The sequence below is a fragment of the Lentzea sp. NPDC005914 genome (assembly GCF_040629405.1).
GTDB lineage: Bacteria > Actinomycetota > Actinomycetes > Mycobacteriales > Pseudonocardiaceae > Lentzea.
Genome location: NZ_JBEXVQ010000062.1, coordinates 1 through 18,904 on the forward strand (window position 1 = coordinate 1; position 18,904 = coordinate 18,904).

Consider the following 18,904-nt stretch of genomic DNA (forward strand, 5'->3'; position numbering starts at 1 on the left):
CGAGATCCTGGCCAAGGTCCGCGTCGTCCAGACCACCGTCAAGAAGCTGGTCGACAACAACGCAAAGTAAAACCAACAGGATCACGAGACACTAGACGAGTAAGTCCTAACTGATCAGTGGCCGTAGGCGATCAGGGATCGGGTGACGGGCTGGCCGGTGGCGCGGTTGTGCCAGATCGCGGCGGTCAACGCCAGTAGGCGCTGGGCGATGCGGGCGGTCGCGCCGTCGATGGTGCGGCCGCCGTGCAGTTCGAGATCGAGCTGGCCTTTCAGGGTGTCGTTGACCGACTCGATGAGTTGCCGGACGGGTTTGAGCAGGTGCTGGGCTGGATGTGGGGTGCGATTGCGGTAGTTCGGGCGTAGTAGCCGCACTCCGCGCTCGGCCAGGTAGGTGTCGAGTTCGCGTGACACGTAGCCCTTGTCCGCGATGATCAGCAGGCCGGGTCGGTCGTGCAGCACGGACTCGTCGTGATCCAGGATCGCCATCAGCACCTGGCGTTCGTCGAGTTTCGGGTTGGCCAGCGCCCAGGTGACCGGCAGCCCGGCCGGGGTGCAGATCAGGTGCAAGCGCAGGCCCCAGAAGAACCGCGAGTGCGACGAGCAGTAGCCGTAACCGGCCCAGCCGGCCAGTTCCGAGCGTGTGGCGGCTTCTCGGGAGCGGGCGCACTCGACCGGCGTGGAGTCGACCACCCAGGTCGCGTCGGTCCACAGATCGGTGTCGACGGCGAGCATCCGGATTACGTGCTTGAGTAGCGGAACGGCGTTGCGCAGGCGCTTGTTGTAGCCGGATTGCTGTGGCAGGTAACGAAAAGCGCCAGGCAGGTGGCGGGGCAGGAACCGTAACCAGCGGGCCTCGGAACGGATGCCGAGCAGGGCTTGGGCCACGGCGAGGGTGAGCAGTTCAGCGTCGGTCAGCCGTGGTGGGCGCCCGGTCCTGGCGGGCCTGCCGAGGTGGTCGTCGATCTTGACGTAAAGTGCGGTCAGAAGGGTGTTCAGGTCGGTCCTCACAAACTGATCTTGAACACCCTTCGTCCGTCTTCAGCACCCGCCTGGACTTAGGACTTACTCGTCTAGTGGTGGAAGTAGCTCGCGACGTCGGAGACCGAGCTGCCGGGGTCGACCGAGGCGTGGGGCTCCGACGACATCGACGCTGCGGCCTCGTGGCCGGTGGAAAGGGCCGGGTCCGTGGCGGTGCAGGAGTTCGCCGACATGCCGGGGTTGCTGTGGTCGGCGTATCCCGGTTCGCCGGGCCGGCTTCCGTAGTCGTCGGGCAGTTTCGCGGGGTCACCCGGATCCGATGCGGGTGCCGACGAGGACACACCACCGCTGTGCCCGGCATGGTCTTCCGGCCAGGTGTGCACGCCCGGCAGTCCGACGCCCATACCGTCCATGATCACGGCCGAACCGAACACGAGCGCTACGCCTTCCATGAACCCGGCTATCCCGCCTTCCGTGGCTTTGCCGAGTTCGAATCCAGCGTGTGCACCTTCGAAGAAGTAGTGCCCGGATTCGACAATCGAACGGAGTGGCTCCAGTCTCGAATCGTGTTCGTCACTCATAGGAGTTCCTTTTCTGCTCAGCGGTGGTGGGTGACAGAGTGGTGTCCGCTCGTGATCGCGTCGAAGACTCACGGACCGAACGCAAGGTAAAGGCCGCCTGCCACCAGGGCGGCGAAGAGGAGAAAGGCCGTCAGGTAGGCCACCGTGACGCTGGCATTCCAGTTGTGCGCCCGGATGACTGAGCCCGCGGTAAGGTTCTTCACCGAATTGACGACCACGACCCCATTGCGTGACTGGCGCCCCCACAGTTCGACCACGTCGCCGTTGCTGATCGAGCCGCCGCGGTAGTACTTGGCCCGCAGTTCGACAGCGACGCGCGGCAGCGGCTGCCCGGTTCCGTCGTGACGTTCCAGGCGGAAGTCCCAGACCAGGGTTTGCCGCTTGCGGAACACGCCGGCCTCCGCCCTCGGCGTGTAGCCGGACACGCGTCCCTTGTAGTGGCTCATCATCGGCCCCTCGTGCTCAGTGGAAGAAAGCGCCGGCGTCGAAATGCGGCGCGTCGGGATCGTGCGCGACGTCGTGCGGAACGAACGCCGTGTCGTGCGCCGAGCCCGCCACGGGATCGGGAACTGACATCGCCGCGTCGGCCATCGAGTGCTCAGAGCCGGTCGACTGGCTCGGATCGTGGGCGATATCGGCCCCGGTGAGCGGTGTCGACAATCCCGGGTCGGCGGCGTGCACGGAGTTCTGGAGATTCTGCAGAAAGGCACCTGCCGCATCGACTGCCAGGCTTTCCTGGAAAGCCAGTTCTTCCAGGGTGTGGCTGTCGATTTCGGCGTGACCCCGCGACTGCGGTGGCTCCACGTTGCCCGCTCAGCGCACGCTGTGGAGGAAGTGCGTGACAATATTGATCACGAAAGGGGCCGCGAAGGCGAGGATGCCCAGCGCGATCAGCAGCGCAACGAGGTTGCTGAGGAACCCTCTCGGGCGGCTGCGCGAGAGCCGGAAGGACTGTTCGCTGGCCCTCCGGGCGCGTGCAGCGGCGTCGGCGCCCGCCTTGGCGGCGTTCTGGGCCTGCCAGGAGGGAGGAAATCCAGGACTGCTCATGATCGGCATCCCCTGTCGTGTCTGTGTGGTGCCGGGGTGTTTCCGGCGCCTTCAGACGCTAGGAGTCGTAGCCCGCGAGCGGGGCCGTGGAACCACGTATTCGCACCACGTATCCTCACCGCTGTCCGGCGGACCAGGCGGCGATCTGCGTGCGGTTGGCCAGGCCGAGCTTGGCGAGGATGTGCTGGACGTGGGTTTCGACGGTGCGCTCGGAGATGTGCATCAGTGCCGCGATCTGCTTGTTGGTCAAGCCTTGGGCGACGTGCCCGGCAACCTCTGTTTCCCGGCGGGTGAGACCACCTCGGACGTCTCCGCGCAACGCGGCCGCGAGTTCAGAGACCCGCCGACGCAGGGGATTCATGCCGAGCCTCGCGGTTGTGTCCGTGAGGCTGGCGCACAGCGCCGCCGCTTCCTCGGCGTCGCCGGGGCGGTGGCGGCGCGACAGTACGGAGGCCAAGTGGAAACGGCCGAGCGTGGCGTGGGGCACGATGCCGGCCGCGTCGTCGGCGGCGATCCCGAGCCGGATCTCGCGCACCGCGTCGTCGAGACGTCCGCAAGCGGCCTCCGCCAGACCCAGGTAGGTGCGCACCGAGCCAGCGTTTTCCACGGCGCCCGACCCGCCGGCGACGAACAGGTCGGCATGGGGACGCAGCGCGGTGGCCATCTGGGCGGCGACCGCCCGGTCGTCGAAGGTCCACGCCAGCTCGGCTCGAGCCCCGAAGATGGCCAATAGGGCGGGCTGCGGGTAGCCGCCGGTGTCCTCGGCGCGACGGGCGAATCGGCGGGCGCGTTCGAGATCGCCGCGCTGTGCCCAGCACTGACCATACGCTGGCGGTGGGAGGTGCTGTTCCAGCGCCGAAAGTTGTTCTTCGGTGACAAGGTCACGGCCGGTCAGCGCACCGAGCCGAATCAGGACAAACAACGTCATACCGGATGCCGCGCCGTGTGTGCGGCCTTCGACCAGCCTCACACATTCCCGCAACGTGTCAGCGGCGTCGTCGAACCGGCCGCGGGCGATCTCGATGGCGGCCTTGTTGCGCAGATAGTGCCATGTGGCGAGCGGACGGCGTAGGCGTTCGGTCAACCGCCGCATCGGGGGCAGCGTGGCCTCCGCGTGGTCGATGCGGCCCAGCATCATGAACGCGTCGAAGCGCCAGAGCCAGCCCCACAGTCGAGTGTCGTCGTCCTGCTCGGCCTTGCCGAGCGCGAGCATCCGCTCGGCGAGCCCGAGCCGCTCGTGCACGCCGTCGGGTCCTGAGCGGGCCATCTGCCGCGAGCGCAACGCCGAACGCAGCACCGACGTGTCTCCGAGCCGTTCCGCCATCGCAAGTGCATCGGCGGAGTACCGATTGGCTTCTGGGCCACCGGTGAAGCCGGCTTCGCCGCCGACCAGGGCCAGCAGCTGAGCCCGCATCGGGCTGTCTTCCGCTGGCAGCTGGGACAGGACCTCGATGGCCAGCCCGTCGCCGCTGAAGTCGCCCCAGGGGTCGGATAGTCCTTCCATGGCCAGGGCGACCGCCCCAAGTGCCTCCGGATCTTTCGCGGCACGGGCTGCTTCGGCGGACTGGGCGAGGATCTCGGTGGCAGACTGGAGATCGCCGTTACGGGTCAGCGCGGTGGCATGCCGCAACAGCAGTCTGGCCCGGTCGCCCACGGTCAACGGGGCACCGGCCTCCAGGGCCTGCCGGTACAGCCCGGCGGCCTGTTCCCAGGCCAGGCAGTCCAGCGCCTGGTCACCGGCGCGTTCAGCCCACTCGGCGGTCAGGCGGGGATCGCCAATCGGTCCCGAAGCCAGCCAATGGTGGGCGATCTCCGCGGCGCGCTCGCCAGAGTCGGGCCGCGCGGCCAGCCAAGCAGCCAGCCGAGCGTGAGCGCCCGCACGGGTCGCCGTGGGCAGGTCGACACGCGCGGCTTCCCGGATGAGGTCGTGCCGGAACCGCAGGTTGTCGCCAGGGGTCAGCAATCCCGCGGCAGCGGCCTCGTCGACGGCGCCTAGCACGGTATCGACAGGGCACCCGGTCACCGCGGCCAGCTGGAGGACCTCCAGCCCGCTGCCCAGCGAGGCCGCGATCGAGACCAGCTCGCGGCAGGCGGGGCCGAGCCGGGCCAGTCGCGCGCGGACGGTGTCGAGCACGCCGTCGGGCAGGATGTCCGCGGCGCGGTCAAGTAGCGGGACCATCTCGTTGACGAAGAAGGGATTTCCTCCGGTCCGGCGGCTGACCAGGGCGGCGAGCTCGGCGGTGACCGGTCGGCGGTCGGCGGCTTCCAGCTGGCGGTGCACGTCCGCGGGCGACAGCCCGACCAGGCGGATGCGCACGAGTCCCGCCTCTTGGGAAAGAGCTGCGAACGCGGTGGTCAGCGCCTCCCGGCCGCTGGTCTCGGTGTCCCGGCAGGTGGCGACGAGCAGCTGGCGGGAGTGGGCCATACCGCGCGCGACGTGCACGAGCAATGCCAGCGACGCGGCGTCGGCCCACTGGAGATCGTCGAGAACGACGACGAGGCCGGCGCGTTGCGCGTGTTCCCGCAGCTGTTCGCTGAAGGCTTCGAATGCTTCGAAGCGAGCGGTCGCCGAGTCGGTGGTCGTGCCGCCTTCGGCCAGGGCGGGCGGCAGCGTCCCGCCGAGAGCGCGGGCGATCTGACGGAAGGGCCAGTACGGCGGGCAGCCCTCGTCGTCGCTGGCCCGTCCCCAGGCGACCGGTGTATCCACGGCTTCCGCACGCGACGCGACCTCGTACGCGAGCCGCGTCTTGCCGATGCCCGGCTCGCCGGTGATGAGGACCAGCCGTCCGCTGCCCAACCGCGCGTCGCCGAGCCAGCCAGCAAGCAGCTCCGATTCCTCCGCCCTGCCGACGAAATCACCCTGCATGCCCGAACGATAGGGCTCCAAAGGTGGATTGCGCGGAAAGTACCACCTCATGGGTCAGCGCAGCACTTGCTCGCTACGGAACGCGTCTGGGCCACGCCCACCGAAGTACTCCGCATCGCCGAACAAGCCGCCGCACTCGGCGGCGAGACCGCCAGACTGCTGATCATCACCGCCGCGGAGTTCTCGCTCTCCGGCGAGCCCGGCGGGGTCTACCTCGCGGCGTTCAGCCCCGACTCCCGGACGCTCGTGACGGTCAGCGTGCGCGGCAAGACTGCCCAGGTCTGGGACATCGCGGACCCGAACCGGCCCGTCCAGCAGGGCGGCTGGAGCTGGACCGCCAGCGTCCCGGCGATGGTCGCTCCCACATCGTCGACATGGGTCGAACACTCGTGATTCGGTGGCACCGTCAGGAGTCGGACCTAGGAAGAAGCGGAACCAGTTGCCCGCGCCGTCGAGTGTAGGGTCGCGTGCCCCAGTCGGTCGTACGGGCGCTGATCTCGGACGCGTCCCGTACCGTCACGCCGCACCCGTGCGTCGTGTGGCCTCACCAATGCGTGCAAGCTCCTCGCGATGAGCGGTCGCCAAGCCCAACAGGCCATGTGTGCTGGTATGAAACAGGTATGGAATCGAGGCGGTTCGTTGCGCCGGTAGCAGTGGGTGTCGCCATCGCGGCCGCGTTCGGGGCCTGGGGATTCGTCACGCGGCACTCGGCGACTGCCGATGTCGTCGAGGGTTGGGCGATGCCGAACGCGAGCGGGACGGCGATCGCATTGCAGGACAGCGACGACACCCGCGACGGTAGCGGCTACATCGTCGTCGGCGCGTCGTGGGCTGGCCGGAACGGCGTGTGGCACGACGGCACGGACGGGCCCACTTGTATCGGTACCGACACCGCCGCGAACACCCACGTGCGGTTGGGCATCGTGGATGTGGATGCCGGCCAGGAGGGGGTCGGCGGGCCGCGGGTGGTGTGGTTGCGCTGCCTCGAATAGGCCTCACAACCCGCGCCGGGCACGGGCGTCGCTGCCCTGGAACGGACGCTCATGCCGACGAGGAGTCGCGGGATGGCTGCCAGAGATGATCTCCGATCCAGGTTCGACGCAAGCGGTTGAGGGGACCGGTTGCGCATGCGGTGGCCACAACCGCTGCAGGAGGCCTCAAGATCACGGTCATGTGGGCGCGCGAGCCCATCCTCGCTGGGCCGGCGGTGTTTCTCGCGGGACCGTCCGCGCACGCCGGGGCCGGGGTTGAGTCGTGGCGGCTGGCGGCGATCGACGAGTTCCGCACGTAGTCGACGAGCCCGTCGACTACGCTGATCCCGGAGTCCTGGGGCGGTGTACGCGCGGACCGCTACGAGGACACGTCCGCTGGGAGTGTGAGGCCCGTGCGTGCCGCGGTAACCCTCTACTGGATCCCGCGCTATGTCGTCCTGATGCCCGGCTACACGACGACTAGGCACCTCGCGGATCGCCCCGCGACCTCGCCCGCCACAACCACAGCCGCGCTCAGCGAGCACCTGCAGTTCGCCTCGTCCGGTTGAGCGCACTCGGCACGGCCGCTCAGAGGTACGGCGACGTGGTCACGTAGCTGACGCGAAACCCGCTTGTCGGCGGCCAACGCACCTGTCGAACTGAAGCAGGCGACGGACAGCACGGTGTCGTTGTGCCCGATGTCGTTGCGGCCCACCAGCGTGCAGTGCCCTGGCCCGGCACCGGTCACGTGTGTGTAGCTCGGCAGCCAGCCGATCGGAACTCGCACCGTATACCTCCCGGTGCTCTCCCGGTTCACCACCGCCGCACCGGTCCGAGACAACCACTGATGCCCAGGCGCTCGAAGGTTGGCGCCGTGGGGATACCCCGGCACGAGGGTGTTCTCCTGGCACCGGTCACCACCAGGTCGGTGTCCGCGGGCGCACCTGTGGGGTCGGCGCAGGTCACGACATGGCCGTCACCGGCGCAGTGGCGCGGCGGCGCACCTACCGGCGTCACCTGGAGCACCGCCGGACTCACACCGAGCCGGTACCGGCCGACTCCGGTCCTGGTCACCGGCAACCGATCGGCGCCGACGACGAACAATCCAGTGAACGGTGTGTCCACCAAGGCACCGGTGCGGGCAAAGCAGGAGACCTCGATCGCCTCGTCCGCGTCCTGCTGCCACCACCGCGCGGGTTGACACGCCACGCCGCCGGAGGCGAGATCGGTGGCGGTCACGTGCACGAGCCCGCCCGGCGACCCGACTTCCGGCAGGACGACGACGTACCGCCCCACAGCGGTCCTGGTAACCGTCACCCTCCGGCCGACCGGCCAGTCTCCCGCGGTCCAGTTCGACTCCTCGTTGCCGGGGTGCGCGGCCGACGGCCCCAGCTCACGAGAACCCGGCTCCGCCGCCCAGCGCACCTGCCAGTGTCCCCACGTCGGATCAGGCTCTGCGGTCGGCACTGCTGGCCCGTCCACCGTCGGAGGGCGGTCCTGGCCGGTCCCGGCGGTGCCGGGTGGCACGGACGGCGCGACCGCTGTCCCGGTCGACGGGCCCGGTGGCAGCACGGTGACCGGACCGGACACCTGTGCGGAGGTCGTCGGCGGCGCCAGTGCCTCACCAGGTGGTCCCGGATCGTGCGGTGGCAGCACCACTCCCGGTGTCAGCAACACGAGGCAGGTCACGGCGGCGGCACCCACTGAACCGGCCACGGCGAGCTTCTTCCCGAGGGCGGGACCGACGACCGGGGCGACCGCCTCGGGCGGCAGGACCGCGGCAGCGGTCAGGACCGCCGGACCTCCGCTTTCCACCCTGGCGGCCTCCGCCACCGCGACTAGCACCAGCGCGACCGCCGGCAGGACCTGGTCGGCGCGGAAGAGCCGGTCGCCCTCGCCGGCGCAAGCCTGGCACTTCCGGACGTGCGCGGTCAGCTTCGGCCACGACTCGGGTGGTCGGCCCTCGACCGGTACCAGCGCGCGAAACCCGGCGCACCCGCGTTTTCCGTGGTGCACCAGGGATATCGCCATGCCGGCGTGACTGAGAGTGCGACGCAGCCGGACCACCCTGGTCGCGGTGTACTGCTCCGACCACCCGAGGTCGCGGCAGACATCGGCCCTGCTCATCCGGCCCGCCACCTCCTGCACCCACAGTGGAAACAGCTCACGCTCCACATCGGACAAGTGTCGGTTCAGCTCGCCGCACAGCGCGAGCACGTACTCGCGGGCCGCCAAGTTCTCGACCGCGACGTCTCCGACAGACCTGTCAGGGACCTCCGGCATGAACTGGACCGTGAACCGTTCGCTCCGCTGAAGCACCTTGTCGATGGCGCGCCGGCGCGCGAAGGTGCGCAGGTACGGCAACAGCGACTTATTCTCGTCGAACTCGGCCAGCCCCTTGGCGGACACCTCGGCGAAGACCTCGACGGTCGCATCGCTCGCCGCGTCCAGGTCGTAGTACAGCTGCTGGAGCGCGGCTGTGTGCACGCGGTTCCAGTAAAGCCTGCAAATGTCCTCGTAAGCCGAGCTGTCGCCAGCCTTTGCTCGCCGCACCAGCTCGCGATCGTCCATCATCGAGTCGTCCCGCAGGGGCGTCACCCCAACCTCCTGTTGTCGTCGGTTGATCGTGGGGGTGGGCGGCGTTGTTTCGCCGCCCACTCCGAAAGACCCGATCAGGCGAATCGCCACTGCTGATTCCAACCGGAGTGGCAGTCCCATTGCAGCAACCGCGCGCCGACCGGTTGGTCGTGAACCCAGATGTCGAGGCACTTACCGGTCGCGACGTTGCGGAACTGGCGCACGGGCTGGCCGAACCGGTCCAGGCCGGACAGCAACGGAAGCCACCATTGGAATCTGTCTTCCAAGTCACATGCCACCTGTCCGACCGCGATCCCGTTGTCGGAGCGACGCTGCAACAGCCCCAAGCAATGCCCGGAGTGGAAGAACTCGAACCGCCACGCCGGCGAGCCCGGCGCGACGGTCTTAAACAGTTCTTGGTTCGCGCCGCCGTGGAAGGTCCACATCCTGCCCTGGGTCCCGGTCGCCCGGTTCCACCCCGAGATGTCGGCGACGTGCGCTCGGGACGGGTTGCTCAGGAAGTTGCCTTGCCGCCATTCCTGGTTGCGGCCGGCGTGGCATTCCCAGATCGCCAGTACGGCGCCGTGCAGGTTCACCCCACCTGGAATCTCCAGACACCGGTTGCTGCCCTTGTTCCGTAGCCGGAACGTGCTGTACCCGTATGCGTCGACCGCGAACACCTCGGGCTTCCACAGCTGCGCGTCACCGCCGTGGCACGACCACTGCCAGACGCGGGTGCCGTTGTTCCAGTTCCCGTTGGCGACGTCGAGGCAAAGGCCGCTGTGCAGCGCGGCGATCGTGTAGTACTGCGTCGCCCCCACCCTTGTGACGGCCCACTGCTGATTGAGCTCACCGTGGAATGGCCAGGTCCAGATGGGTGCGGTTGCGTCCCGCCTGGCACCGGACACATCGATCACCATGCCGGTGTGGGGGTTGCTGAGATAGGCGTTGGTGATGGTGTCGGTGAACGGCGGCACGGCGGCCCCTGCGGGAACCGCCGTCACCGAACCGGCCACGAACGCCAGTCCCACCACCAATTTCGCGAGCAGTCGCATCGCCTGCTCCTCTCGGATCGAGGTTGTGCTGTCGATCCGGTTCGCGTGGCGGGGCAGCGATCTGTCACCTGGCGCGCGAGTTCACTCGAACGGCCCAGAAGTTGCCCCCGACCACCGCTTCGCTGCCACCATTGGCCATGACCGGACGAGACCTGCCCACTACCGACCAGCGGGATACAGATGACGTTGCCGACCGCTCAGGTCAAGCTGCTGCTGAGGGACTTCACGGTCAACCTCGTGGCCAATCTCGTGGCCTCGTCGCTCGCGGTGCTCCTCGCCACCGCGAAGGGGATGCGGATGGAGGACGCAACGCTGTTCCTGGGACTGCCACTGATGTTCGTGGTCCTGCTGGTACAGCTCGTAGCGCGCTGGTCCGCCCGGACGGCCCAGGCCAACGAGGATGACGGAGGCCCCGGCTTCGGCACAGCGGTCTGGGTCAACGTTGCGGCGAACCTGGTCGCCAACGCGGTGGTCGTCGCGCTGGTCGGCTCCTTCGGCATGCTGGACGAACTCCTGCCAGGCCCCATCGCGGCAGCGGCGATCGCCATCACCCTCCTGCAGGTGTTCGCCGTCATGGGCGTGTTCGCGTCGCACAAGTCGACCGACTGCGTCGCATGCCTGCACGAAGCGAAGGCGGAGATGCTGGCGCTCCAGATGTACCTGGTCCAGCTCGCCGTCGCCGGGTACGGGATCTGGAGCCTCTTCCGAACCGACCACCTGACGTTCGGGAAGATCGTCGGAATGTGGCTGCTCTGGCTGCTGCTGGGCATCCTCCTGGCGAAGGCGATCCAACTGTGGTCGAAGGTCTGCTGGACCGTGGTCGTGGTCGACCGCAGATACTTCTCGGGTGGTCTCGCCTTCCTCGTCGGCCTGGTGGTCTCGGCCGTACTGAGCGGCGGTGCGATCGACATCATCCACATCACCGTGCACAGCTGAGGGAACAGCCGAGACGGTTCCACCGGCGCCCGGCATGTACCCACGTGCTCGTCGGCGCCTGGTCGTGTTGCAGCGCTCCGATGAGGTCAGCGGCAACACGACTCAACGGAAGAGCCGAGCGTTTGCTAGAACCACCGCCGCGTCGGCGAGGCGCCACATGAGAGCTGCTGCTACGTAAAGCAGTGAGCTCAAATCACCCTTTCACTATGGCGGCAGCTCGATCGGCAGTCCGTCGATGCCGATCTCCGGGTTGTCGTCGCGCGGATGGAACAACGTGGGGAGAGCTCGCCTCCAGAGCGTCGGCACCGTTCTGTTCAGGCCTACAGCTCGTGCGGCATGTCGTCCTGTCATGCCGCAGAGAGTGTTGCTTGAGCGCTTTGATGCCGATCAGCGGACGTTGGGGCCTCGACCGGCAACGCCAGGTCGAGGTCTCGAGGGTGTGCAGCACAACGGCGGACATCGACAGCACCGCCACGATCAGGACCGCATCCCCTGTGCCGCAGCCACACCAGTGCCACAGGTACCAGCACCATGTTCCGGGCAACCAGCATCAACGGCCCTGCTCGTCGCTGCGCACAACGATCCTGTGGCCGTCACCGACGTCCACACGTGCGGCCCGCCTCCATCCCAACTGTGCGAACAACTGTCGGTCGCAAGCCTGCCGCCGGCATCGAGCAGCACCACCGATGCCGTTGCCTCCTTCATGAGACGGGCATGTCACCGAGTCCGGGAGTCTCTGTCCGCCTCAGCTCGAGCGTGCGTGGTCCGCACTGGTCCCGGCGCCGACTGAATGCCGTTCAACAGTGCTTCACCGGGCGTGGTGAAGCGGTCGGCCGATGCGTACCTGACCCGAGCACCGAGCCGAATTTCGTCACAGTTCGATGCCCCCGCGATACTGACTCGCAGAGGAGTTCCGGATGTCTCCCGTACAGCTCTCGCGAAGGGACCTGTTTACGGGACCGGTCCCCAATACAGGAGTGTCAGAGCAGGTATTCGAGCACGCCGGCGTTCTCCGTTCGGGTCAATTCGCCACGTTCGACCAGAACATCGAGATGCGCGGCCGTCTCCCCGATGGCCAGCACCTGGTTGAACATGTCCAGGTCGTCGAACCGGCGCTGACGGCGGGTCCAGCCGATCTTGCGGGCGGTCTCGAACGCGCTGCCGCTGACCGCCTTCAGGATCTCTTCCAGACGGTGTTCGTGGTGGTGCAGCAGTTCGTCCACGCGGGCGTGCGAACTGTCCGTCACGGGGCCGTGCGCGGGCAGGAGCCTGAGGTCCGGCAGCTCGCGGGTGAGCTTCAGCGACGACATGTAGTCACCGAGCGGAAGTTCGGGCCTGAGCGGCTCGAAGCCGATCGACGGCGTGATGTGCGGCAACACGTGGTCGCCGGAGAAGAGCACCTTCGCGGTGTGGTCGACGAACACGACGTGGCCGCGCGTGTGACCGGGAGTCGGGACGACCTCCAGCTTGCGGTGTTCGAGGTCGACGGTGCTGCGAACGAGCCACTCGTCGGGTTCCTCGTAGTCGCGCAGGGCGTCGTCGCGGTTGACGTGGTGCATGATCTTGATCCACGTCTCGGCCAGCTCTCCCGCACCCCATTTGCGCAGGTCGGCGACATGCTGGTCCTCCTGGCCGTGCAGGATGTGCCGCAACGACGGCTGCTCGCCGAGGCCGAGCGCGATCTTGCTGCCGAACAGGCGGCGCAACGCCACGGCCATCGTGAAGTGGTCGCGGTGCACGTGCGTGACGAGGAACCTGCGGATGTCCTCGAAACCCTTGTTCAACGTGCCCAGCGCGGCCTCGAGCTGGTCGCGCGCCTCGTCCAGCGCCCAGCCCGAGTCGACCATGACGAGACCGTCGCCGTCCTCGATCGCGTACACGTTGACGGCGCGCAGGCCGTCGTTCGGCAGCGGCAGCGGGATCCGGTGCACCCCTGGTGCCACCTCGAACGCGCCCGGTTCACTCCACACGCCCGCTCACCTCGTCGTCAGCGATGTAGCCAATGTTGTTAGCCTCAGCAACTACCTGCTTACCGGACGGTAACACGGTATTCCGGGTGCTTGTCGATGTACTTGGCCACAAACGGGCACAACGGCGAAACCTTGACATCACGGGCAATGGCGTCGTCGAGCGCGAACTTGGCGAGCTGCGCGCCGAGCCCTTGCCCCGCATGGGCTTCGTCGACCTCGGTGTGCACGAGCGCGATGACGTCACCGATCGTCCGGTACTCCAGGAACCCGGCCAGCGCGCCGTCGACGTGGACCTCGTAGCGGCTCTCGGCCTCGTTGTTGGTGACCATGTCAACCATCTTGCCTCGGACGATGGAAAATGGCGCGCATGGACGTCTACCTCCTGATCCTGGGTGACCACCTGCCCAACCCGTGCACGGGCGAGGAGGTGTCCCAGGCCGACCGCCTGCGGGCGATGGTGGAGCAGGCCGTGGTGGCCGAGGAGGCGGGGTTCGCGGGCGTCGCGATCGGCGAGCACCACTTCACCCGCTACATCGTGTCCGCGCCGGAACTGCTGCTCGCCGGAGTCGCCGCGCGGACATCCACGCTGAAGCTGTCCACCGGCGTGACGCTGCTGGCCCACCGCGACCCGGTGCTGGTCGCCGAGTCCCTGGCCACGCTGGACGTGCTGTCCAACGGCCGGGCCGAGCTGATCGTGGCGCGCGGCGTCGACCAGCAGACCGACGCGGCGTTCGGGGTGCAGCCGGGCCAGCTGCGCGAGCGGTTCGAGGAGCACCTGCGGTTGCTCATCAAGCTGCTGGAGGAGCCGGAGGTGAGCTGGGACGGCCGGTTCCGCGGCCCGCTCTCGCACGTGACCACGACGCCGCGGCCGGTGCAGGCGCCCCGGCCGACGGTGTGGATCGGGTCGGGGTCGGCGGTGTCGGCGGACCTGGGCGCGGAGCTGAGGATGCCGCTGATGCTGCCGTCGACGCTGAGGGATCCGTCGATCTACTCGGAGGTCGTGGCGCGGTACCGCTCGAGGTTTCCCGGCGGGCGCGTCGGCGTGCCGAGCCACGTGTTCGTGGCGCACGACGACGCACGCGAACGGTGGCGGCCGCACCTCGCCGAGTACGCGCGGTTCGCCGATCCGTGGCGCGGGGACGGGGACATCGACGTGGACGCCATCATGGACGGTGCGGCGGTGTGCGGGACGCCGGACGAGGTCGCGCAGCGGCTCAACGCGTTGGCGGAATTGCTGACCATCGACACGCACCTGGTGATGGTGGACATCGGCGGCATGCCGCCCGAGTCGGTCATCGAGACGATCCGGTTGTTCGGCGCGGAAGTGTTGCCGAAGCTTGTTTAACGCGCGCGCTGCCAGGGGTTAACACAAGTCCGCGAGGATTCCCGGCGTGGGCATCAACGTCATCGGCGTCACGCATCCTGGGCAGGTCGGGGAGCTCCCCGGCGGCACGAACGTGCTGGTGCTGGCCGATGACGGCACGTACGCCGACGAGTTCCTCGACACCGACTTCCGTGCGCACCAGCTGGTGGTGCGCGCACACGGGCGCGGGTCGGCTTTCTTCGGGGTGGCGGACAAAGCCCGTGAGTTGGGTGCGAGCAGGGTCCTCTTCGGTGGCTTCCGGGACGTCGCCACCGAAGAGGATCCTGTGCTCGTGCTCGACGACGACCTGATCGCGTTCAACGCGTCGTTCGGCGAGCATCTGAACAACTGGGCTCGGCCGGCGAGTGCGTACGGTGACGGCTTGGTCACGTGGCTGACCGAAAACGCTTCCCGCGCGGGACTTCGCATCCTGCAGCCCACTCGCCTTGGAATCCATTGAGGACTGATGTTCCCTCCGATCGCGACGGAAGTTGACCGAATCGGATCCGGAAGTGTCAAGACGCTGTGGCAGCGGTGAAATACCGTTCTCCTGCGACCAGGCGACAGGGCGCACGCACCGGAGCTGAGAGGTTTCTCAGCGTGTCCACTCGGGGGTAGGGGCACACTGGTTTCAGGGTTCTCTCAGGGGAGAACCTGACCCTTCGGTGTGTTCGTGTCGCCGAAGATGGTGCGCACGAAATGCCCACAGGAGGGGACTGAAAGTGAGCGCGTCCGTAGGTGTCGCGGCCAGAGCCGTCGACGTGTGGAAGGAATACGGGTCCGGCGACGCAGCCGTGACCGCGCTCGCGGGGGTGAGCGTCGACCTGGAGAAGTCCAGGTTCACTGCGATCATGGGTCCGTCGGGGTCGGGCAAGTCGACGTTGATGCACTGCCTCGCGGGCCTCGACGACGTGACCCGCGGCGAGGTGTGGATCGGGGACACGAAGGTCACCGGGCTGAAGGACCGCGGTCTGACGGAGTTGCGGCGGGACAAGGTCGGTTTCATCTTCCAGCAGTTCAACCTGCTGCCGACGCTGACCGCGGAGGAGAACATCACGCTGCCGCTCTCGATCGGCGGCAAGAAGATCGACAGGGCTTGGTTCGACGTCGTCGTCGACACGGTGGGTCTGAGGGACAGGCTGACCCACCGGCCGACGCAGCTCTCGGGTGGCCAGCAGCAGCGCGTGGCTTGTGCGCGTGCGCTGGTGTCGCGGCCCGACGTCGTGTTCGCGGACGAGCCCACCGGCAACCTGGACTCGCAGTCCGGTGCCGAGGTGCTCGGGTTCCTGCAGCGGTCCGCCCGCGAGTTCGGGCAGACGATCGTGATGGTCACGCACGACCCGAACGCCGCTTCGTACGCCGACCGCGTCATCTTCCTCAAGGACGGCCACGTCGTCCGCGAGCTGCTGGCGCCGTCGAGCGAAGAGGTTCTGGAGACCATGAAGCACCTCGACTCCGTCGTGGTGCCGCATGTTTAAGGCGACGATCAAGAGCTTGCTGTCGCGCAAGCTCCGGCTGGTGCTGTCCGCGCTCGCGGTGGTGCTGGGCGTGATGTTCGTGTCCGGTTCGTTCGTGCTGACCGACACGCTCCAGCGTTCGTTCACCGACCTGTTCTCGTCGGCTTTCGCCAATGTGGACGTTTCGGTGTCGCCGCACCAGGAGAAGGGCAAGCAGCCAGAACCGCTGACGCCCCAGGCGATCGCCGACGTGAAGTCGGTGCCGGGCGTGGCCAAGGCCGTGGGCGACGTGCAGGGGTCCGCGCGCCCGATCGGCAAGAACGGCAAGGTCATGACCACGTCCGGGGCGCCGCGGTTCGGCTCCAACTGGACGGGCGCGGGCCTGGAGAAGCTCCGCGACGGCAAGGCTCCGCAGGCGGACGACGAGGTGGTGGTCGGCGCTTATCTCGCGTCGACCGGTGGCTTCAAGGTGGGCGACGACATCGGGCTGCTCACGCTGGAGCCCAAGAAGACCTTCAAGATCACCGGCATCTACGAGTACGCGGGCGGCCGTGACTCGCTGGGCGGCGAGCTGTCGGTGGCGTTCACCGAGCCGGTGGCGCAGCAGTTGTTGCTGGGCAAGAAGGACGTCTTCTCCTCGGTCACCGTGACGGCGGCGCAGGGCACGTCCGAAGACGCGTTGCGCGACGCGGTGGCGGCCAAGCTCGGTTCCGGCTACGACGTGAAAACCGGTGCCACGCTGGCGAAGGAGCAGGCCGACCAGATCAACGAGGGCCTGAAGTTCTTCAACTACGTGCTGCTCGGGTTCGCCGGCATCGCGTTGTTCGTCGGCATCTTCATCATTCTCAACACCTTCTCCATCATCGTCGCCCAGCGCACGCGCGAGCTGGCGCTGCTGCGGTCGATGGGCGCGTCACGCGGCCAGGTCATCGGGTCCGTGGTGCTGGAAGCCCTGGTGATCGGGCTGATCGCGTCGATCGTCGGCCTCGCGGCCGGAATCGGCGTGGGTGCGTTGCTGGCCAAGATCTTCAGCACGGTCGGCGGCGGCAACCTGCACCTGGCGGGCATCGGCGTGCCGTTGTCGGCGATCATCTCGTCGTTCGCGGTGGGCATGATCGTCACGGTCGTCGCGGCCGTCATGCCGGCGCTGCGGGCGTCGCGGATCGCGCCGGTCGCGGCGATGCGGGAGGCGGCGACGCCGGACCGCCCGCTGACGAAGATCACGATCTTCGGTGCGGCCGTCGTGGCTCTGGGTGGCACGTCGCTGGGCTTCGGCTTCAACAACGCCTCGCTGCCGTTGATCTTCGGCGGCATCCTGGTGGCGTTCGTCGGTGTCGCGTTGCTGACCCCGATGCTGTCCAAGCCGATGGTGTCGCTGATCGGCCGCCTGCTGTCGTGGTCGATGCCAGGACTGCTGGGGCGCCGCAACTCCGCCCGCAACCCCCGCCGGACCGCGATCACCGCGGCCGCGCTGATGGTCGGCATCTCGCTGATCACCGGTGTGAGCGTGGTGCTGACGTCGGCGACCAAGTCGATCGAGAAGCTGGCCGCCGGTCAGCTGCAGACCGACCTGATCATCTCCGGCGAGGGCCAGATGGAGGGCGCCCAGGCGACCTTCAAGCGGGACGTGCTGACACAGGTCGAGAAGACCGACGGCGTGAGCTCGGCGTTCGGCTGGGCCTCGGACGGCGTGCTGCAGGGCGACTCGCAGATGTTCGCCGTGGCCGTCACCGACGTGTCCGCGATGAAGACGATGTTCGGCCTCAAGCCGTTGTCGGGTGACATCGCGCCGCTGAAGGACGACCAGATCGCGATCCCCGAGGGCCTCGCGACCGAGAAGGGCTGGAAGACCGGCACCACGGTGACCCTGCAGCTGGCCAAGGCTCAGCCGAAGACCTACACGGTCGGGTTCGTCTGGGCGAAGTCCCAGGTGCTGCAGGGCGCGATGGTGCTGCCGGAGTCGGCGGCGAAGGGCTTCCGGTCCGACCAGATCAACCAGGCGTTCGTGCAGGTCAAGCCTGGTGCGTCGGCGACGGACGTGCAGAAGCGGGTCGAGCCGCTGTTCGCGGACAACCCGGAGATCACCGTCCAGGACCGCAGCGCGTTCGTGAAGCAGACGACGTCGCAGTTCGACACGGTCCTGCTGATGATCCAGATCCTGCTGGCGCTGGCGATCCTCATCGCGGTCCTCGGCGTCATCAACACCCTGGCGCTGTCGGTGATCGAGCGGACCCGCGAGCTGGGTCTGCTGCGGGCCATCGGCATGCGGCGGTCGCAGGTGATGCGGATGATCACCGTCGAGTCGGTGGTGATCTCGGTGTTCGGCGCGGTGCTCGGCCTCGCGGTCGGTGTGGCGCTGGGCGTCGCCACCGTGCAGGCGTTGAAGGACCAGGGAATCTCGGATCTCGGGTTCCCCTGGGTCACCATGGTCCAGTACCTGGTGGTGGCGGCGTTCGTCGGTGTGATCGCGGCGATCCTGCCCGCGATCCGGGCCGCGCGTCTCAACGTGCTGGACGCGATCGCCTACGAGTGATCTGAAGGAAACTGGATCAGGCTCATGAGCCGGGGCCGCCGACCGTCACCAGGACGGTTGGCGGCCCTTTTCACGAACGCGGCACGCAGGTCCTCCAGCAGTTCGCCGGTCTCCTCGTCGTTGAGCCACAACACGCCCTGGCGGTACGCGACCGCGTCGTCGAACGGCATCGCGCCCGGCCGGTCCAGATAGGCGTTGAACTCGGCGAGCAACGCGGCCATCGCGGTGGCGAACCCGGCCCGGTGGTCGTCGAGGGACATCCTCCTGCCCTCTTCCGGCGCGATGGTGACGCGGTCCTGGCGCAGCCGGTAGTGCCGCTCGACGGCACCGCGCACCCGCTTCTCTTCGACGACCTCCAGCACGCCGCCCTCCAGCAACAACCCGACGTGGCGGTACACCGAGGTCTTCGGCACGTCGCTGAGCCGTTCGCAGATCTCCGCGGTCGTGCGCACGCTGTCCCCGGACAGGGCGTAGACGATCCGCAGCCGGACGGGGTGCAGCAGGAGTTCCAACGAGTCCACAGCAGAACTATCCCACATCCGGTAACGTTACCAATATTGGGAACAGTCG

Annotated in this window: 21 protein-coding genes; 9 read left to right on the forward strand and 12 right to left on the reverse strand. The window is 67.8% G+C overall.

Annotation, left to right across the window (positions count from 1 at the left end):
- Positions 1-114 precede the first annotated feature (114 nt).
- The 6 genes from ABZ345_RS45550 to ABZ345_RS45575 all read right to left on the reverse strand — a co-directional run bounded on the left by ABZ345_RS45550 (position 115) and on the right by ABZ345_RS45575 (position 5,472).
- Positions 115-1,008, reverse strand: a complete 894-nt coding sequence (locus ABZ345_RS45550; RefSeq protein WP_359861700.1) for an IS982 family transposase — start codon at positions 1,006-1,008, stop codon at positions 115-117.
- Positions 1,009-1,070: 62 nt separating this feature from the next.
- Positions 1,071-1,430 (reverse strand): hypothetical protein, encoded by a 360-nt coding sequence (locus ABZ345_RS45555; RefSeq protein WP_359861701.1) that lies wholly within the window; start codon positions 1,428-1,430, stop codon positions 1,071-1,073.
- 197 nt (positions 1,431-1,627) lie between these two features.
- Positions 1,628-2,005, reverse strand: a complete 378-nt coding sequence (locus ABZ345_RS45560) for a hypothetical protein (protein WP_359861703.1) — start codon at positions 2,003-2,005, stop codon at positions 1,628-1,630.
- A 16-nt stretch (positions 2,006-2,021) separates the two neighbouring features.
- Positions 2,022-2,363: a hypothetical protein gene (locus tag ABZ345_RS45565; protein WP_359861705.1), complete on the reverse strand. Its 342-nt coding sequence runs from the start codon at positions 2,361-2,363 to the stop codon at positions 2,022-2,024.
- A 9-nt stretch (positions 2,364-2,372) separates the two neighbouring features.
- A complete protein-coding gene (locus tag ABZ345_RS45570; protein WP_359861707.1) occupies positions 2,373-2,606 on the reverse strand; it encodes a hypothetical protein in 234 nt (77 codons plus the stop codon).
- A 115-nt stretch (positions 2,607-2,721) separates the two neighbouring features.
- Positions 2,722-5,472, reverse strand: a complete 2,751-nt coding sequence (locus ABZ345_RS45575) for an AAA family ATPase (protein WP_359861708.1) — start codon at positions 5,470-5,472, stop codon at positions 2,722-2,724.
- 66 nt (positions 5,473-5,538) lie between these two features.
- Between ABZ345_RS45575 and ABZ345_RS45580 the strand changes: the two genes are divergently transcribed.
- From ABZ345_RS45580 to ABZ345_RS45595, 4 genes are all read left to right on the forward strand, one after another.
- On the forward strand, positions 5,539-5,865 hold the full coding sequence (locus tag ABZ345_RS45580; protein WP_359861710.1) for a hypothetical protein: 327 nt from the start codon (positions 5,539-5,541) through the stop codon (positions 5,863-5,865).
- 227 nt (positions 5,866-6,092) lie between these two features.
- Complete coding sequence (locus ABZ345_RS45585; protein WP_359861712.1) at positions 6,093-6,464, forward strand: hypothetical protein; 372 nt, start codon at positions 6,093-6,095, stop codon at positions 6,462-6,464.
- Between the two features lie 140 nt (positions 6,465-6,604).
- On the forward strand, positions 6,605-6,763 hold the full coding sequence (locus ABZ345_RS45590; RefSeq protein ID WP_359861713.1) for a hypothetical protein: 159 nt from the start codon (positions 6,605-6,607) through the stop codon (positions 6,761-6,763).
- A gap of 93 nt (positions 6,764-6,856) precedes the next feature.
- Positions 6,857-7,012 carry a hypothetical protein gene (locus ABZ345_RS45595; protein ID WP_359861715.1) on the forward strand — a complete coding sequence of 52 codons (156 nt, stop codon included), beginning with the start codon at positions 6,857-6,859 and terminating at the stop codon, positions 7,010-7,012.
- A 244-nt stretch (positions 7,013-7,256) separates the two neighbouring features.
- Here ABZ345_RS45595 and ABZ345_RS45600 read toward each other — a convergent pair whose 3' ends face one another.
- A complete protein-coding gene (locus ABZ345_RS45600) occupies positions 7,257-9,041 on the reverse strand; it encodes a hypothetical protein (protein WP_359861717.1) in 1,785 nt (594 codons plus the stop codon).
- 74 nt (positions 9,042-9,115) lie between these two features.
- Positions 9,116-10,075 (reverse strand): RICIN domain-containing protein, encoded by a 960-nt coding sequence (locus ABZ345_RS45605; RefSeq protein ID WP_359861719.1) that lies wholly within the window; start codon positions 10,073-10,075, stop codon positions 9,116-9,118.
- A gap of 180 nt (positions 10,076-10,255) precedes the next feature.
- Between ABZ345_RS45605 and ABZ345_RS45610 the strand changes: the two genes are divergently transcribed.
- Positions 10,256-11,011, forward strand: coding sequence for a hypothetical protein (locus ABZ345_RS45610; RefSeq protein WP_359861721.1), 756 nt, complete (start codon positions 10,256-10,258; stop codon positions 11,009-11,011).
- Positions 11,012-11,215: 204 nt separating this feature from the next.
- On the opposite strand, the gene ABZ345_RS45615 is transcribed toward ABZ345_RS45610, so the two are convergent.
- The 3 genes from ABZ345_RS45615 to ABZ345_RS45625 all read right to left on the reverse strand — a co-directional run bounded on the left by ABZ345_RS45615 (position 11,216) and on the right by ABZ345_RS45625 (position 13,310).
- The gene (locus ABZ345_RS45615; RefSeq protein WP_359861723.1) at positions 11,216-11,362 is read right to left on the reverse strand and encodes a hypothetical protein; all 147 of its coding nucleotides are present in this window, start codon (positions 11,360-11,362) and stop codon (positions 11,216-11,218) included.
- A 629-nt stretch (positions 11,363-11,991) separates the two neighbouring features.
- Positions 11,992-12,981, reverse strand: coding sequence for an MBL fold metallo-hydrolase (locus ABZ345_RS45620; RefSeq protein ID WP_359861725.1), 990 nt, complete (start codon positions 12,979-12,981; stop codon positions 11,992-11,994).
- A 59-nt stretch (positions 12,982-13,040) separates the two neighbouring features.
- Positions 13,041-13,310: a GNAT family N-acetyltransferase gene (locus tag ABZ345_RS45625; protein WP_359861727.1), complete on the reverse strand. Its 270-nt coding sequence runs from the start codon at positions 13,308-13,310 to the stop codon at positions 13,041-13,043.
- Positions 13,311-13,348: 38 nt separating this feature from the next.
- Between ABZ345_RS45625 and ABZ345_RS45630 the strand changes: the two genes are divergently transcribed.
- From ABZ345_RS45630 to ABZ345_RS45645, 4 genes are all read left to right on the forward strand, one after another.
- Positions 13,349-14,326: an LLM class flavin-dependent oxidoreductase gene (locus ABZ345_RS45630; RefSeq protein ID WP_359861729.1), complete on the forward strand. Its 978-nt coding sequence runs from the start codon at positions 13,349-13,351 to the stop codon at positions 14,324-14,326.
- Positions 14,327-14,372: 46 nt separating this feature from the next.
- On the forward strand, positions 14,373-14,804 hold the full coding sequence (locus ABZ345_RS45635) for a hypothetical protein (protein ID WP_359861731.1): 432 nt from the start codon (positions 14,373-14,375) through the stop codon (positions 14,802-14,804).
- Positions 14,805-15,066: 262 nt separating this feature from the next.
- On the forward strand, positions 15,067-15,822 hold the full coding sequence (locus ABZ345_RS45640; protein ID WP_359861733.1) for an ABC transporter ATP-binding protein: 756 nt from the start codon (positions 15,067-15,069) through the stop codon (positions 15,820-15,822).
- Positions 15,815-18,334, forward strand: coding sequence for an ABC transporter permease (locus ABZ345_RS45645; RefSeq protein ID WP_359861734.1), 2,520 nt, complete (start codon positions 15,815-15,817; stop codon positions 18,332-18,334). Before ABZ345_RS45640 ends, ABZ345_RS45645 begins: the two co-directional genes overlap by 8 nt.
- Here the strand turns inward: ABZ345_RS45645 and ABZ345_RS45650 are convergent.
- The gene (locus tag ABZ345_RS45650) at positions 18,325-18,873 is read right to left on the reverse strand and encodes a helix-turn-helix domain-containing protein (protein WP_359861736.1); all 549 of its coding nucleotides are present in this window, start codon (positions 18,871-18,873) and stop codon (positions 18,325-18,327) included. The two genes, ABZ345_RS45645 and ABZ345_RS45650, sit on opposite strands and share 10 nt — an antisense overlap.
- Positions 18,874-18,904 lie beyond the last annotated feature (31 nt).